Genomic DNA, 15,398 nt, shown 5'->3' with positions numbered 1-15,398 from the left:
CAATGTCCCACTCCGTCGAAGACATCAAGCACCACAGCCAGCGGTTGCGCGGGTCGCTGCTGCAGAGCCTGGCCGATCCGGTCACCGGGGCGCTGCGCGAGGACGATCAGACCCTGATCAAGTACCACGGCAGCTACCAGCAGGACGACCGCGATCTGCGCGAGGAGCGGCGCCGGCAGAAGCTGGAGCCGGCCTACCAGTTCATGATCCGCACGCGTACCCCGGGCGGGGTGGTGGATCCGGTGCAGTGGCTCAAGCTCGATGCCATCGCCACCACCTACGGCAACCACTCGCTGCGCATCACCACGCGCCAGGCGTTCCAGTTCCACGGGGTGATCAAGCGCGAACTGAAGGCGACCATGCAGGCGATCAACGCCGCGCTGATCGACACCCTCGCCGCCTGCGGCGACGTCAATCGCAACGTGCAGGTCGCCGCCAATCCGCTGGCCTCGCAGGCGCACGCCACGCTCTACGCGGATGCCGCGCGCGTGTCCGAACACCTGCTGCCCAACACCCGCGCCTACTACGAGATCTGGCTGGACGAGGAGCAGGTCGCCGGCAGCGGCCAGGAGGACGAGCCGGTCTACGGCAATGCCTACCTGCCACGCAAGTTCAAGATCGGCTTCGCGCTGCCGCCGATCAACGACGTCGACGTGTTCGCCAACGACCTGGGCTTCATCGGCGTGCTCGACGCCGACGGCACGCTGGCCGGCTACAACGTCAGCCTCGGCGGCGGCATGGGCGCCAGCCATGGCGATGCGGAGACCTACCCGCGCGTGGCCAACGTGGTCGGTTTCATCGACCGCGCGCAGTTGCTCGACGTCGCCACCGCCGTGGTCACCACCCAGCGCGACCTGGGTAACCGCACCGTGCGCAAGCGCGCGCGCTTCAAGTACACCATCGACGACCACGGCCTGGATACGGTGCTGGCGGAAATCGAGCGCCGCGCCGGCGTGCGCCTGCAGCCGGTGCGCGACTTCGCCTTCGAGCACAACGGCGACCGCGAAGGCTGGCAGGCCGGCGAGGACGGTCGCTGGCACCTGACCCTGTCGCTGCCGGCCGGACGCATCGCCGACCACGTCGACGGCGCGCAGCACCTCAGCGGCCTGCGCGCGATCGCCGTGCACCTGCGCGACGCCGGCGACGGCGCGCACTTCCGCATGACCGCGAACCAGAACCTGGTGATCGCCGGCATCCCCGCCGCGCAACGCGCGGCGATCGACGCACTGGTGCGCACGCATGCGCTGGACGCCGGCAACCGCGCGCCGACCGCGCTGGCGCGCGCGGCCATGGCCTGCGTGGCCCTGCCTACATGCGGCCTGGCGATGGCCGAGGCCGAACGTTACCTGCCGGCCTTCGCCGCGCAGCTGCAGCCGCTGCTGGCCCGCCACGGCCTGGAGAACGCGCCGATCCTGCTGCGCCTGTCCGGTTGCCCGAACGGCTGTTCGCGGCCGTACCTGGCCGAAATCGCCCTGGTCGGCAAGGCGCCGGGCCGCTACAACCTGATGCTCGGCGGCGACCACCGCGGCCAGCGCCTCAACACCCTGTACCGCGAGAACGTCGCCGAGCCGGAGATCCTCGCCGCGCTGGAACCGCTGTTCGCGCGCTATGCCAACGAGCGGGACGCGGACGAGCGCTTCGGCGACTTCCTGCACCGCACCGGCGTGGTCGCCCTGCCCGCCTATCCCACCCACCGTCACCTGATTCCGTCGGAACTGCACGCATGAGCGCTCTGCCCGCCGCCTCCCAAGACGCCCCCGCCAACGCACCGGTGCCGGTCATGGATCTCGATGCCGCCAATGCGCTGCTGGCGACGCTGCCCGCGCCAGAGCGCGTGGCCTGGGCGTTGCAGCACGGCCCGGCCGAAGCCGCCCTGTCGTCCAGCTTCGGCGCGCAATCGGCGGCCACTCTGCACCTGCTGACCCGGCAGCGCGCGGACATCCCGGTGATCCTGATCGACACCGGCTACCTGTTCGCCGAGACTTACCGCTTCGCCGACGCGCTGACCGAGCGGCTCAAGCTCAACCTCAAGATCTACCGCCCGCTGGTCAGCCGCGCGTGGATGGAAGCGCGCCACGGCCGCCTGTGGGAACAGGGCATGGTCGGCATCGAGCAGTACAACAACCTGCGCAAGGTCGAACCGATGCGCCGCGCCCTGGACGAACTGAAGGTCGGCACCTGGTTCACCGGCCTGCGCCGCAGCCAGTCCGACAGCCGCGCGCAGACCCCGTTCGTGCAGAAGCGCGGTGAGCGTTACAAGATCAACCCGATCGCCGACTGGAGCGACCGCGACCTGTGGCAGTACATGCAGCAGCACGACCTGCCCTATCACCCGCTGTGGGAACAGGGCTACGTCTCGATCGGCGACTTCCACACCACCCGCCGCTGGGAACCGGGCATGCGCGAGGAAGACACCCGCTTCTTCGGCCTCAAGCGCGAGTGCGGGATCCACGAAGATCTGTAAGGCCCTCCAGCACGCGTTCGGCCTTTATGTAGGCGCGGCTTCGCCCGCGACAGACGTGGCCGCCGTACCGGTCTTTTCCGTAGGAGCGGCTTCAGCCGCGACCGGGCGTTCCCATGAATGCCCGGTCGCGGCTGAAGCCGCTCCCACACGGATAGCCCCTTGTCTCCGGCGCAAGTGCTGACGGCAGCGATGACCGCTGACCCGCTCCTTGTGGGAGGGACTTCAGTCCTGACTGCAGCGAACCCGAATGCGCCGATGCTGCGCTGATCGCGGCGAAATCACAGTGGATTCCGACCTCGACCCGCTAAGCCCCCACCGCCGGCTCGCGCCGCAGCACCAGCGCCCAGTCCAGCGCCAACATCAGCAGCAACGACACACCGACCAGCGGGAACAGCATCCCGCCCAGCACCAGCAGCGCGACCACGCCGCGCAAGGTGCGCCGGTCTGCCGGCAGCGGCGGCACCCCAAGCCTGCCGTGCGGGCGCCGTTTCCACCACATCACTGCGGCACTGACGCACAACAGCACGATGCCCAGGCAGGCGCCGATCAGCACGAGTTGGTTGAGCACCCCGTACTCCTGGCCCAGATGCACGTTGATGCCCCACTCCAGCGCCTTGGCCAGCGGGCCGTAGTCGGCATAGCGCATGTCCAGCAGCACCTGGCCGCTGTACTGGTCCAGATGGATCACCCGTTGCTGGGCCAGGTCCGGCGGATACACCGAGGCGGTATAGACCCCGCGCACGCCGCGCGGCAATGCCACGCTGTAGCCCGGCGCGATGCCGCGCGCCTGAAACCGCGCCACCGCCGCATCCAGGCCGATCGCGCCCGCCGCCGGCGCGGCGTCCGCCATGCCGGCCATGCCGTCGTGTCCGCCGTGGCCATCGTGCGCGCCGTGCGCCGCATGCGGGTCCGCGGCCGGCGGCGACGACTGCGGCAGGCGCGCCTGGCGCAGCGACCACGCCGGCACCTCGCTGTCGCTCAGCCGCTGCGTCGACATCGGCAGATCCACGCGCAGCCCGGATGGATAGCCGTAGTGATGGCCATTGGCCAGGCGGTTGACCTGCGCGCCCCAGAACCACGACCACGGCATGCCGGTCAGCGCCAGGAACAGCAGCAGCGCGCCGACCACGCTGCCGGTGAGCGCATGCACATCCCGCCAGAACACGCGCTGCGCCGGCCGCCCGCGCACCGTGGTCACGCCGCCGCGGCGCCCGCGCGGCCACCACAGGTACACGCCGGTGAGCACCAGCAGGATCGCCCAGCCCGCCGCCACCTCGATCAGCGCGTTGGCGAACCAGCCGACGTAGTCGAGGCTGTGCAGGCGGCGGATCGTCCAGGCCACGGTGCCGTGCTCGGGCAACCGGCCCAGCACCCGCGCCCGGTACGGATCCACGTAGACGACCTCGCGGTGGCCGTCGGCGGTGGCGATGGTCACTTCCGCCGAAGCATCGCGCCGCGGCGGCGTGGTGTAGCGCAGCGCCTGGCCCGGTTGCGCGGCCAGCGCCGCATCCAGCACGCGCTGCGGCGCCAGCGCCGGCGCGTGGTCCGGCACCGGCACGGTCTTCAGCGCGCGATGGAAGTAGCCGTCGATCGGCTGCTGGTAGACGAAGGCCGCGCCGGTCAGCGCCAGCCAGACCAGCAGCGGCAGCACCAGCAGACCGGCGTAGAAATGCCAGCGCCATACCGCACGGTAGAAGCGCGCTGGCGGCGCCTCGGTGGTGATGGCTTTCGTCGCCATCACCAGCCCCAACTCAGCGTGGCGTACAGCGCGCGGCCATCGCCGGGCGAGTAGCCGGAGGACCCGCTGTCGTACCAGGCGTAGACGTAGTGCCGATCGGTCAGGTTCTTCAGCTGCAGCGAGACCTCGCGCTGCGCGCGCCAGCGCCAGGTCGCGCCGAGGTTGGCCAGCGCATAGCCGCCATAGCGGCCCAGGGTGTTGCTGCGCTCCACATAGTAGTCGCCCTGCGCGTTACCCCAGGCTGACAGCGTCAGCCGCGGCGTGGCCTGCCAGTCGACACCGGCGGTGGCCAGGTAGTGCGGCACGTTCTCGATCTCCTTGCCGCGGGTGGCCGGCGCGCTCGGATCCGGCGTGACGATCAGCGCGCGTTGCCGGGAATAGGCCAGCCACAGCGTCCAGCGTTCGTCCGGACGCAGGTTCAGTTGCGCATCCCAGCCGCGCCGCAGGGTCTTGCCGACGTTGCCGACCTCGCCGGTGCCGACGCTGCCGTTCACGCCGAGGATGGTGGCCACCTCGTCGGAGGCGCGCTGTTCCCAGTAGGCCACGCGCGCGTCCCAGCGCTGCTGCGCGCCGGCGAACTTGAGACCGCTCTCCCAGCCATCGTTGAACGAGGGCGCGAGGTTGCGCGCCTGGGTGCGGTAGGCGCCGTTGCCGCTGCCGATCTGGAAGCTGCGGCCGATGTTGGCGTACAGGCTGGCCTGCGCGGTCAGCGCATACACCGCGCTGAACTTGGGTTGGCGAATCGTGCCGTAGGCGTAGGTGGGATAGCGCGCACCGCTGGCGAGGTCGCGGAACTGCCCGCCGACCCGATCCACCCGGTAGCCGGGCACCAGTTGCAGGCGCGCGGTCGGGCGCAGCACCGCCTGTACGTAGGCGCCTTCGGTATGCAGGTCGAAGTGCCAGTCGCGCAGTGGCGCGGTGCGCACGCGCGCCACCGTGCGATAGCGCTGCGAGACGTTGTCCTGCCATTGCGCATCGGCCCCGCCCTCCAGCGCGAAGGCGTCGGCGCGGGCCAGCGCCGGGTGCCAGCTGAGCCTGGCCAGCACGCCGCGCTGGCGCTCGTCGGTGTCTCGCTCCTGCTGCGCGCCGGCGGCGGTGAAGCGCACCCAGCGCTGATTGTCGTAGCGGTTCCAGTACGCCTTGGCGCTGCCCTGCACGCTGTCGGCCAGGCGCGCATCCAGGTGCAGCGACACCTGCGTGGTGTGGCGTTGGCTGCGATCGTCGCGGGCGTAATCGGGGGAGCTGCGCGGTGCGCGCTGCGCCGTGGCGTAATCCAGATACCCCGCCTCCAGCGCCGTGTTGCGGTAGTCGCGCGCGCTGAGCCCGGCGCGCCAGCGCCCGTCCGGATCGGTATAGAACCACTTGCCGGAGAACGCACGCTTGCGCGCGTCGGCATGGTCGCGGTAACCGTCGCTGTCGCGCCAGGCGGCGACGTAGTTCTGGCTCCAGGCGCCGCGCTCGATGCCCTGCGTCGCCTGCACCTCGCGGGTGCCGAAGCTGCCGACGGTGACGCTGGCGCGGCCGTCGTTGCCGCCGCTGCGGGTCAGCACGTCGGCGCTGCCGGCGATCGCGTCCAGGCCGTAGCGCGGGTCGTTGGTGCCGCGCACGATCTCGATCGCGGCGATGTCCAGCGGAAACACCGCATCCAGGTACGGCATGGCGCCGGCATTGTCGTTGCTTGGCACGCCGTCGATCAGCAGCTTGACCGCATTGACCCGGCCCTCGCCATTGAAGCCGCGGAAGGAGAAGCGCCCGGCGTCGGTCCCCATCTTGAACTGGGTCACCTGCACGCCGGGCGCGCGCATCAGCAGTTCCCAGCTGTAGTCCACGTGCTGGTCCTGCAGCAGGTCGCCGCCGAGGATGTCGACGGAACTGAACACGCTACGCGCGTTGGAACCGGCGGCGAGCGGCGAGGTGGCCTGGACCTTGCCCAGGGTCAGCACGGAATCGCCGGCGGCGCCGGGCGGCGCATCGGCGGCCTGGGCGGGCGCGGCCGCTGCGAGAAGGACACAGCAGCACGCCGCCACGGGCGGCATGGCAGGAAAGCGGGTCATTGCGAAACTCCATCGGCACGAGGACATGCCGCAGCGATGCCGCGGCACGGAAACGGCAACCCGTGGATCAGGAGAACAGCGGCGGCCCGCGTACCGGGTGTGCACGGCGTGCGGTGGCCGTGACGACACGGCGGCGCAGCGCCGCCCCCGGCGCCGGAGGGCAGCGCCAGGGCAGCAGCGCCAGCAACAGCGCCACCCACGGCAGCAGCCGCGCGGCCAGCAGGCAATAATCGCAGGCCGGCGCGTGCGTCAGGCCGGCATCGTCGTGATGGCCGCCATGCGCCGCGGAGACGGCACCTGCCAGCGCCGCCAGACGCAGGCCGCCGCTGCTGCACAGCGCCTGGTCCTGCAGCGCGGCCGCCTCGGCCTGTGCCTGCCGCCACTGGCTGATCGGCGGCGCCAGCAGCAACAGGCCGAGCGCCAGCGCGGCGAGCGCGGCCCAATACGACGGCAACTGGCGGAGACGGACCATCGGCGCATTCTAGAGGGTGCGCTGGCCATTGAAACGCGTGCGACGCCGCGTGCGGCGAAGTGACGCAGGCGCGTCGTGGCGGTGCAGGAAGGACGCGTCCTCGGTCGGCAGGCCGCACTCCGCAATGGCGGCCGCTACCTCCGTCCGGCCGTAGCCCCAGCGCCGTCGTCCTGCCGCCTGCCAGTCGCCCGGCAGCGCGGTCCATCCGTTGCCCGGCCGGATCATCCCGTCTCTGTGGATCGACGCCAGGCACGCCTTTCCCACCTGGCGACGACCGCCACGGGCGCCGTGCACATGGCGTGCCCGACGCGCGTCGCCCTTGCATGGCACCGCGATTGCGGCACCATCGGCCGCGGCCGCGCAGAAGATTTCCGTACGGTCGCCCTTGTCCCGCCCAATCAACGAGCCGCCGCATGCCCACCATCACGATCTATCACAACCCTGTCTGCGGCACATCGCGCAACGTACTCGGGCTGATCCGCAACAGCGGCGTCGAACCGACCGTGATCGAGTACCTGAAGACGCCGCCGGACCGCGCCACCCTGCAGGCGCTGGCGGCGGCCAGCGGCCAGCCGCTGCGCGCACTGATCCGGCAGAAGGGCACGCCGTACGCCGAGCTTGGACTGGATGATCCGGCGCTGGGCGAGGACGCATTGCTGGACGCCATGCTGCAGCACCCGATCCTGCTCAACCGGCCGATCGTGGTTACCCCACTGGGCACGCGCCTGTGCCGGCCCTCGGAGACCGTGCTGGACATCCTGCCATCGCCGCAGCGTGGCGCCTTCGCCAAGGAGGACGGCACGCCGCTGGTCGACGCACAGGGCCGCTGGGTGGGCTGAAGCGCTGACGGCGGGGGCCGACGGATTCGCTAAGGGCGGGTGCAGCCCACGCGAGTGCCATGTGAACGCCGCGTCGGCAAAAACCGTGACAGGTACCATAGACTGCGCGTCTTCCTGACCGAGCCGCGCTGCATGTCCACCGTCGAACCCGCCGCCGACCCGGTCTACTGCGCGGTCAAGCCACGCAACGAAGCGCTGCGCCTGGATGCGTTGCACAGCTATGCGATCCTGGACACGCCGCGCGAGCCGGCATTCGACGACATCACCCGGCTGGCGGCGCTGATCTGCCAGGCGCCGATCGCGGTGGTCAACCTGATCGACAGCGAGCGCCAGTGGTTCAAGAGCGAGATCGGGCTGGGCACGCGCGAAACCCCGCTGGCCACCTCGCTGTGCGCGCACGCGCTGCTCGAGGACGACCTGCTGCTGGTGCCGGATACCCGCGAGGACCCGCGCTTCGCCTGCAATCCGCTGGTGACCGGCGAGATGCGCCTGCACTTCTACGCCGGCGCGCTGCTGAAGACCTCCGACGGCCTGGCCTTGGGCACGGTATGCGTGCTGGACCGGCGCCCGCGCCAGCTCAGCTACGAGCAGATCGAAGCGCTGCGCGCGCTGGCGCGACAGGCGATGGGTCAACTGGAACTGCGCAAGGCGCTGCAGCTGGCGCAGGAATCCAACCACTACCGCAGCCGCCTGATGGCCATCGCCGGCCACGATCTGAAGACCCCGCTGCGCACCGCGTCCTACGCGCTGAGCAAGCTGCAGCGCCAGCACGACGCCGCGCAGGACGGCCCGCTGGAGACCGCACGCGCGGCCTTGAACCAGGTCGCCAGCGGGCTCGACCAGCTCGCCACCAATGCCGCCGCCGGCGAACTGCGCCTGCCGGCGCTGCACGACCTGGCCCTGGCCGACGTGCTGGCGCCGATCCTGGCCACCTGGCAGCCGCAGGCCGCGGCCAAGGGCGTACAGCTGCGCAGCGTGCCGACCTCGCTGCGCGTGCGCAGCAGCGCTCCCCTGCTGTCGACGCTGCTCGGCAACCTGCTGGGCAACGCGGTCAAGTACACCGCGCAAGGCAAGGTGCTGATCGGCTGCCGGCGCCGTGGCGATCGCGTGGCGGTGGAAATCATCGACCGCGGCATCGGCATGGACGAAGCCGGCCTGCGCACGATGTTCCAGGCCTTCCAACAGGCCGACCCGCGCAGTGACGGCCTCGGCCTGGGCCTGTGGATCGTCCGCCGCACCGCCGAGACTCTGGGCTGCGCCGTCGAAGTCCGCAGCCAGCCCGGCCATGGCAGCCGCTTCACCGTGCTGCTGCCGGCAGCAACGGCCGACGCCTGAGTCGCGCTGGGCGCAGGCCTCCGCACCCTCATCTGCCCTTCGGGGCACCTTCTCCCGGGGGGAAAAGGGGTTGGGGCTAGCACCGCCTGAGCTGTAGCGAAGAAGCGCCGTTGGGCAGCAAATGGACACGCCACAGGGAATGCCCGTCGCGGCTGAAGCCGCTCCTACGGGCAATCGCGCGTTTGGCCAGGCCTCGGCAGCAACAAGCGAAGCCCTAGGATCTTCCCGCAGCATTGCAGTCGGGACTGAAGTCCCTCCCACAACGGCGCCTCCCACTCAGCGTGGTGGGGCCAGGGTGCAGCAGCCGCGAGAAGCCGGCTTTTGCGATTCCCCAATCCCGATTCTCCATTCCCGGCTTCACGCGCTTCCCTAATCCCGATTCCCTACTCCCGGCTTCACCGCGATTCCCCAATCCCGATTCTCCATTCCCGGCTTCACCATCACTCCTTCAACACCATATCGATGCACAACACCGCCGCCATGATCAGGATCCGCCGCGGATCCTCGGCCGGCAGGCTCTCGGCGATCGACAGCATGTAGTTGTCGGCGCTGGTGAACAGTTCCTTGCCCAGTCCCGCCCATTTCTTGGACACCTGCGCCAGTTCGCGCTCGCCCTGCACGAAGCGGAAATCCCAACTGGTCCACTTGCCGCGCAGCGTGCACACCGGCGCGCCCTGGGCATCGAGCACATCGAACTTGCCGCCGATGGAGAAGAACTTCTGGCTGAAGGAGCCCACGCGCCGGTCGTGCTCGTCCAGCACCTCGACCGTGGACAAAAACAGCGACACGCCGCGCCTCACGGTCAGCACCTTGTGCCCGTCCGGCGTGCGCACTTCCACCTGGAACGGGGTCATGCGCTTGTAGTCGGTGAAGCGCAGCAGCTTGGTGAACACGCCCAGGTGCGGCTCGCGGCATTCCAGCAGCTTGCGGTTGCTGTGCGGATCGAATACGTCGTAGTTGTTGGCGGCCTTGAACATGCCGACCTGTTCCTTGACGAAGAACAGGTTGTGCTGGAGAACAGGATGCATCGGGCGTCCTTGCGTTGGGAAAGTCGACGCGCCCCGGGCGTCGGCCACACGGCGGCGGCGCATGGCCGGCAGCCGCCGGCAGTCCAGGGTCGCGGTCTGCCGGGTGGCAGAAGGGGCCGCATGATAGGGGGCGGCTCCGGCCGCGGCAACGCGCACGATGCCGTCGCGGCAGGCGCCCGCGCCGATGCGTGGTGTGCATTCCGGCATTCGAATACCACACCGCGTTGTCGTTGCCGCACGTCTTTTGCTCGAATGTCGGTCTGAAGCCAATCCACGCATCAGTCCCGGACGCCGCTGTCGCGATTCCCCAATCCCGATTCCCCATTCCCGGCTTCACCGCGATTCCCCAATCCCGATTCCCGACTCCCGGCGTCTAGCTGGTGATGGTCTGGGTGAGTTCTTCCCAGCTCGGCGGTGCCGGCCAGTCCGGCTGCTGGTTGCCTTCCATCACCCGGCGCAGGTCGCGCGTGTCGATCTGCGGCGCCAGCACGTGCACCAGCTCCAGCGCGTAGTCGCGCAGTACCCGGTCGCGCGGCAGCACCGCCCAGGCGATGCAGTCCGGAATCTCCGGCGGCGCCGGCCAGGCGCGCAGGTCGGTGTCGTTGGCGCTCACCGCCATCTCCGCCAGCAGGCCCACGCCCAGCCCGGTGCGCACGTAGGTCTTGATCAGGTCCGCGTCCAGCGCGGTCAGCGCGATCCGCGGCTCCAGCCCGAGCCGGCCGAAGGCGCGCTGCAGCGAGGAGCCGGCGCGGGTCGAGGATTCGTAGCTGATCAGCGGCTGCGCCGCCAGCGCGGCCATGTCCGGCACCCGCTTCGGCATGTCCAGCGCATGCCCGCGCGGCACCAGCACCAGCCGCCGCCAGCGATACAGCGGCACGGCGATGCCGGCGGCCGGCGCGGTGCCGGCGGTGCTGACGATGGCAATGTCCGCATCGCCCTGGCTGAGCAGGTCCAGCGCCGCGCTCTCGGCGGCCTGCTGCAGGTGCACGCTGACCTGCGGATAGGCCTGCTTGATCTGCGCCACCGCCGGCGGCAGCACGAAGCGCGCCTGGGTGTGCGTGGTGGTGAGGGTCAGCTGGCCCTGGCTCTCGCGGCGCTGGTTGGCCGCGTAGGTGCGGATGTTGTTGGCCTCGGCCAGCACCGCACGGGCGCGCTCGATCACCTCGCGCCCGGCCGGGGTCACCGTTTCCAGGCTGCGGCCCTTGCGCACGAACAGCAGGAAGCCCAGTTCGTCCTCCAACTGCTTGAGCTGCTTGGACAGCCCCGGCTGGGTGGCATGCACGCGCGCCGCCGCCAGGGTGATGTTCAGATCGGCATCGGCAATGGCGACGAGATAGCGGAGTTGGGTCAGCGTCATCGGGACGAGGGCGAGGCGCCGCCAGGCGGGACGCTCGACTGTAGTGGAATTCGGCCTTTCACCTTATAACCGAAAGCTATCTGCCTTGGGCATGAAGTCATTTCCTGGGGCTATGAGCCGGCGCTACGGTCGTCACTCCGCCCCTCCCCGCGTTGCGAGCCGTCCCTGTGAGCCCTGCCCCGATTGCCCTGTATCCGGACCTGCGCGACCGGGCCGTGTTGGTGATCGGCGGCGGTGCGGCCGCCGAGCGACAGGTGCAGGCGCTGCTGGCCGCCGGCGCCGTGCCGCGGGTGGCGGCGCCGAGTCTCACCCCGGCACTGCACGCGCTGGCCGCGAATGGCCGGCTGGCGTGGCTGCGTGGCAGCTTCGATACGGCCTGGCTGGAGACGGTCTGGTACCTGGTGGCCGCCAGCGAGGACGCCGCGACCAACCGCCAGGCGCTGCAGGCGGCGGCCGCGCGGCGGGTATTGGCGCAAGCGTTGCCGGCCGAGCCGGTGTCTGCGGCCGAGGCCGCCGATACCGCCACGGGCGAGGCGCTGCCACTGCGCCCGGGCAGCGTGACCCTGGTCGGCGCCGGCCCCGGCGATCCCGGCCTGCTCACCGGCCACGCGCTGCATGCGTTGCGCCAGGCCGACGTAGTGCTGCACGACCGTCTGGTCAGCCCCGCGATCCTGCACTTGCTGCCGGCTGGCACCGAACGCATCGCCGTCGGCAAGTCGGCCGATGGCCACAGCGTGGCCCAGGAGCAGATCCACGCGCTGCTGCTGGAACACGCGCGGCGCGGACGCCGGGTGGTGCGGCTGAAGGGCGGCGACCCGTTCGTGTTCGGTCGCGGCGGCGAGGAACTGGAATACCTGCGCGCCCACGCCGTGCCCTATGCGGTGGTGCCCGGCATCACCGCGGCGCTGGCCTGCGCCGCCTACGCCGGCATCCCGCTGACCCATCGCGACCATGCGCAGTCGCTGCGCCTGGTCACCGCGCACTGCAAGGATTCGTTCGACACCCTGGACTGGGCCGCGCTGGCGCAGCAACGACAGACCCTGGCGGTGTACATGGGCGTGGCCGGGCTGGACACGGTGCGCACGCGCCTGCTGCGCGCCGGCCGCGCCGCCGACACCCCGTTCGCCCTGGTCGAAAACGGCTCACGCCCCGAACAGCGGGTGATCACCGGCACCCTCGCCGACCTGCCGGACACCGCCCGCGCGCACGGCGTGCGCTCGCCGGCGCTGCTGATCCTGGGCGAGGTGGCGGCGCTGGCGTCGACCCTGCACTGGTTCGGCGCCGCGCCGCTGGGCGTGGCACCCTCACCTTCCCCGAAGCCGGCCGTGCCTACCCTGGCCCACGCCGCCTGACCCGCACTTTTCGGAGACCCCACGCATGGCCATCTACGACAACATCCTCGACACCATCGGCCACACCCCGATCGTCAAGCTGCAGCGCCTGGCGCCGGCGCACCTGGACCTGTACGTCAAGGTCGAGGCCTTCAATCCCGGCGGCTCGGTCAAGGACCGCCTGGCCCTGGCGATCGTGCTCGACGCCGAGGCGCGCGGCCTGCTCAAGCCCGGCGACACCATCGTCGAGGCGACCTCCGGCAACACCGGCGTGGCCCTGGCGATGGTCGCCGCCGCGCGCGGCTACAAGTTCGTGGCGACGATGGTGGAGACCTTCTCGATCGAGCGCCGCAAGCTGATGCGCGCCTACGGCGCCAAGGTCATCCTGACCCCGGCCGCCGAGCGCGGCAGCGGCATGGTGCGCAAGGCCGAGGAACTGGCCAAGCAGCACGGCTGGTTCCTGGCCCGGCAGTTCGCCAACCCGGCCAACCCGGCCTATCACCGCAGCACCACCGCCGCGGAGATCCTGCGCGATTTCGCCGGCCGCCGGCTCGACCACTTCGTCAGCGGCTGGGGCACCGGCGGCACCCTCACCGGCGTCGGCGAAGTGCTGCGCCTGGCCCGCCCGGAAGTCCGCATCACCGCCACCGAGCCGGCCGGCGCGGCCCTGCTGCAGGGCCAGGAGTGGAAGCCGCACAAGATCCAGGGCTGGACTCCGGACTTCGTGCCGGACGTGCTCAACCGCGAGGTCTACGACGAAGTGCTGAGCGTGGAGGACACCGACGCCATCACGGTGTCGCGCCGCCTCGCCGCCGAGGAAGGCATCTTCACCGGCATCTCCGGCGGCGGCACCGTCGCCACCGCGCTGCGCGTGGCCGAAACCGCGGCGCCCGGCGCGGTGATCCTGGCGATGCTGCCCGATACCGGCGAGCGCTACTTCTCCACGCCGCTGTTCGCCGACATCAACGAAGGCAGCGACGACGACTGGCTGGCCGGGTTGCCGTAAGCGCATCGCCGCGCCACACAGGCGCGGCATCGCTCGTGCGCGTGCGGATCGAAATACGCCGTCCACGACCCAGGTGCGGCACGCAAGGTGGCCGCCTTCCGGACGCCGCCATGGCCTCGGCCTCCCGGCCCGCGTTGAGCAGCGCCACGCCGAGGTGGAAGTAGGTATTGCGATCGTGGGACTGCAAGCGCACGGCGCGGCGCAGTGCCGTCAACGCGTGCCGGTAGTGTCCGCGATCGCACAGCACCGCGCCCAGGCAGGTGAGCGCGTCGGCATCGGTCGGCGCCGCCCTGGCCACTGCGCGCAACAGCGCCTCGGCCTGCGCCAGCGGCGTATCGGCACGCTGCGCGTCCTGGAACGGCGACATGGCCAAGGCCTTCGCTTGCGCGAGGCGGACATCGGGCGAGGACGCGCTCATGCGGGCAGAGCCCAGGCAGACGCCGCGCCTGCGCCGCACGCAGGCGGCATCCAGGCGGGTTCACTGCACGTCATGGCAACGCGCCTTGCGCCGGACTGCAGCTCCGCATGCGCCATGCCTCAGCCCGGCAGCGGCGCGCCCAGCGCCGGCGGCTGCGGCGCGGTCAGGCGTTCGATCAGCAACTGTTCGATCGCCTCCACGTCGACCTCGCGCACCACCTGTTGCGCCTGCTCGCCCAAACCCGGCTGGTAGCCCGGCGCCCACGACAGGATGTCGCCGTAGCCGGCGCCGAACTCGGTGTTGGTGTCCACGTACAGGGTCTCGCTGACGGTGGCCAGCTGCGGACGCAGCCACACTGCGGTGGCCAGTTCGTCCCACATCGGGAAGCCGGGTTCGCGCCGGCGCAGCGCATGGCCGATCGGGGTGTCGGCGGCGCTCATCCGCGCCAGCAGCTGCGGGGTCAATTCGGTGGCGGTGGACGGATCCACCGGCACCATCACCATGCGCCGCCACGGCGCGCGCATCACGATGCTGGCCGCTTCCGGATCCCAGCGAATGTTGAACTCGCGCCGCGGCGAATTGACGAACTCGCGCGCGAACTGCGCCGCCGAGACGCTGTCGCGGCGCTGCCGCGGATTGAGGCTGCCGCCCATGTAGACCAGTTCCTTGGCCAGTGAGGCGAACTCCGGATCCAGCCGCTGCGCCAGTGCCAGGTTGGTCAGCGGCCCGGTGGCGACGATGCTGACCTCGCCCGGGAACTCGCGCACCTTGCGGATCATGAACAAGGCGGCAGGTTCGCTGGCCGCCTGCACCACGCTCGGATTGCCCAGCGGCAGATCCGGGACCACGTCGTGAGCGTGATAGCGCGGCGCGCTCTGCACCGTGTCGTGCTCGACCCATTGCCGGGTCCAGGCGCCCTTCCACAGCAACTTGCCGTACAGCGCCTCCCAGCGCTCGGTGGCCAGCTCGCTGTTGAGCAGCGGGAACACCGGCCCGGGCAGCACCGGCACCTCGCCGCGCCCGGCGATCTCGAGCAGGCGCCGCGTGTGCGCCAGCGCCTCGTCGCGCCAGATGTTGCCGCTGACCACCGAGATGCCGAGCACCTCGACCTCGGGCGATTGCAGCAACAACAGCTGCGCGGGGGTGAAGCCGTCGATGTCGTCTTCGAGGATGACGCGGCGGCGCGGGGCGTTAGCGGATGGCGAGGTGAGCGTGGTGGCGGCACTGGCAGAGGCGATCGGCATGAGGCGGGGCGGTCGGTGGCGAAACGGGAAACACGGCGCGATCGGCGCGCGGGCACGCCGCTCGATGCGAGAAGGGCGGCGCGTCGAAACGGAACAGCCGACGTGCCGCGTG

At 70.7% G+C, this 15,398-nt stretch carries 13 protein-coding genes; 6 read left to right on the top strand and 7 right to left on the bottom strand.

Annotation, left to right across the window (positions count from 1 at the left end; genetic code table 11):
- Positions 1-2 precede the first annotated feature (2 nt).
- Both cysI and FHR56_RS14630 read left to right on the top strand, forming a co-directional pair.
- Complete coding sequence (gene cysI / locus FHR56_RS14635; protein ID WP_160947552.1) at positions 3-1,727, top strand: assimilatory sulfite reductase (NADPH) hemoprotein subunit; 1,725 nt, start codon at positions 3-5, stop codon at positions 1,725-1,727.
- Positions 1,724-2,464, top strand: coding sequence for a phosphoadenylyl-sulfate reductase (locus FHR56_RS14630; RefSeq protein WP_160947551.1), 741 nt, complete (start codon positions 1,724-1,726; stop codon positions 2,462-2,464). Before cysI ends, FHR56_RS14630 begins: the two co-directional genes overlap by 4 nt.
- Before the next feature lie 304 nt (positions 2,465-2,768).
- On the opposite strand, the gene FHR56_RS14625 is transcribed toward FHR56_RS14630, so the two are convergent.
- From FHR56_RS14625 to FHR56_RS14615, 3 genes are all read right to left on the bottom strand, one after another.
- A complete protein-coding gene (locus FHR56_RS14625; protein ID WP_160947550.1) occupies positions 2,769-4,202 on the bottom strand; it encodes a PepSY domain-containing protein in 1,434 nt (477 codons plus the stop codon).
- Positions 4,202-6,256, bottom strand: coding sequence for a TonB-dependent receptor (locus FHR56_RS14620; RefSeq protein WP_160947549.1), 2,055 nt, complete (start codon positions 6,254-6,256; stop codon positions 4,202-4,204). Before FHR56_RS14620 ends, FHR56_RS14625 begins: the two co-directional genes overlap by 1 nt.
- Before the next feature lie 67 nt (positions 6,257-6,323).
- A complete protein-coding gene (locus FHR56_RS14615) occupies positions 6,324-6,728 on the bottom strand; it encodes a DUF2946 family protein (RefSeq protein WP_160947548.1) in 405 nt (134 codons plus the stop codon).
- A gap of 413 nt (positions 6,729-7,141) precedes the next feature.
- Here FHR56_RS14615 and arsC point away from each other — a divergent pair, with 413 nt between their 5' ends.
- Positions 7,142-7,567 carry an arsenate reductase (glutaredoxin) gene (gene arsC / locus FHR56_RS14610; protein ID WP_160947547.1) on the top strand — a complete coding sequence of 142 codons (426 nt, stop codon included), beginning with the start codon at positions 7,142-7,144 and terminating at the stop codon, positions 7,565-7,567.
- Between the two features lie 132 nt (positions 7,568-7,699).
- Positions 7,700-8,902, top strand: coding sequence for a GAF domain-containing sensor histidine kinase (locus FHR56_RS14605; protein ID WP_160947546.1), 1,203 nt, complete (start codon positions 7,700-7,702; stop codon positions 8,900-8,902).
- Positions 8,903-9,342: 440 nt separating this feature from the next.
- On the opposite strand, the gene FHR56_RS14600 is transcribed toward FHR56_RS14605, so the two are convergent.
- Positions 9,343-9,930, bottom strand: a complete 588-nt coding sequence (locus FHR56_RS14600; RefSeq protein ID WP_160947545.1) for a phospholipid scramblase-related protein — start codon at positions 9,928-9,930, stop codon at positions 9,343-9,345.
- Between the two features lie 373 nt (positions 9,931-10,303).
- Positions 10,304-11,287 (bottom strand): LysR family transcriptional regulator, encoded by a 984-nt coding sequence (locus tag FHR56_RS14595; RefSeq protein WP_160947544.1) that lies wholly within the window; start codon positions 11,285-11,287, stop codon positions 10,304-10,306.
- A gap of 167 nt (positions 11,288-11,454) precedes the next feature.
- Between FHR56_RS14595 and cobA the strand changes: the two genes are divergently transcribed.
- Both cobA and cysK read left to right on the top strand, forming a co-directional pair.
- A complete protein-coding gene (gene cobA / locus FHR56_RS14590) occupies positions 11,455-12,639 on the top strand; it encodes a uroporphyrinogen-III C-methyltransferase (RefSeq protein WP_160947543.1) in 1,185 nt (394 codons plus the stop codon).
- A gap of 25 nt (positions 12,640-12,664) precedes the next feature.
- Positions 12,665-13,624, top strand: a complete 960-nt coding sequence (gene cysK / locus FHR56_RS14585; RefSeq protein ID WP_160947542.1) for a cysteine synthase A — start codon at positions 12,665-12,667, stop codon at positions 13,622-13,624.
- On the opposite strand, the gene FHR56_RS14580 is transcribed toward cysK, so the two are convergent.
- Both FHR56_RS14580 and FHR56_RS14575 read right to left on the bottom strand, forming a co-directional pair.
- Entirely contained in the window at positions 13,581-14,042 is a 462-nt protein-coding gene (locus FHR56_RS14580; protein WP_237473306.1) for a hypothetical protein, read from the bottom strand. The genes cysK and FHR56_RS14580 overlap by 44 nt on opposite strands.
- Positions 14,043-14,161: 119 nt before the next feature.
- Positions 14,162-15,286: a nucleoside hydrolase gene (locus tag FHR56_RS14575; RefSeq protein ID WP_160947541.1), complete on the bottom strand. Its 1,125-nt coding sequence runs from the start codon at positions 15,284-15,286 to the stop codon at positions 14,162-14,164.
- Positions 15,287-15,398: the final 112 nt, after the last annotated feature.

This window comes from Xanthomonas sp. F10 (genome assembly GCF_014206815.1).
Lineage (GTDB): Bacteria > Pseudomonadota > Gammaproteobacteria > Xanthomonadales > Xanthomonadaceae > Xanthomonas_A > Xanthomonas_A indica.
Note: the sequence above shows the minus strand (reverse complement) of the source record. Positions and strands in the feature narration are given on the sequence as shown.

Coding starts and splice junctions, on each gene's coding strand:
- FHR56_RS14575 (WP_160947541.1), bottom strand. CDS start 15,286: ATGCCGATCGCCTCTGCCAGTGCCGCCACCACGCTCACCTCGCCATCC.
- FHR56_RS14600 (WP_160947545.1), bottom strand. CDS start 9,930: ATGCATCCTGTTCTCCAGCACAACCTGTTCTTCGTCAAGGAACAGGTC.
- FHR56_RS14615 (WP_160947548.1), bottom strand. CDS start 6,728: ATGGTCCGTCTCCGCCAGTTGCCGTCGTATTGGGCCGCGCTCGCCGCG.
- FHR56_RS14595 (WP_160947544.1), bottom strand. CDS start 11,287: ATGACGCTGACCCAACTCCGCTATCTCGTCGCCATTGCCGATGCCGAT.
- cysK (WP_160947542.1), top strand. CDS start 12,665: ATGGCCATCTACGACAACATCCTCGACACCATCGGCCACACCCCGATC.
- cysI (WP_160947552.1), top strand. CDS start 3: ATGTCCCACTCCGTCGAAGACATCAAGCACCACAGCCAGCGGTTGCGC.
- FHR56_RS14625 (WP_160947550.1), bottom strand. CDS start 4,202: ATGGCGACGAAAGCCATCACCACCGAGGCGCCGCCAGCGCGCTTCTAC.
- FHR56_RS14620 (WP_160947549.1), bottom strand. CDS start 6,256: ATGACCCGCTTTCCTGCCATGCCGCCCGTGGCGGCGTGCTGCTGTGTC.
- arsC (WP_160947547.1), top strand. CDS start 7,142: ATGCCCACCATCACGATCTATCACAACCCTGTCTGCGGCACATCGCGC.
- FHR56_RS14630 (WP_160947551.1), top strand. CDS start 1,724: ATGAGCGCTCTGCCCGCCGCCTCCCAAGACGCCCCCGCCAACGCACCG.
- FHR56_RS14605 (WP_160947546.1), top strand. CDS start 7,700: ATGTCCACCGTCGAACCCGCCGCCGACCCGGTCTACTGCGCGGTCAAG.
- FHR56_RS14580 (WP_237473306.1), bottom strand. CDS start 14,042: ATGAGCGCGTCCTCGCCCGATGTCCGCCTCGCGCAAGCGAAGGCCTTG.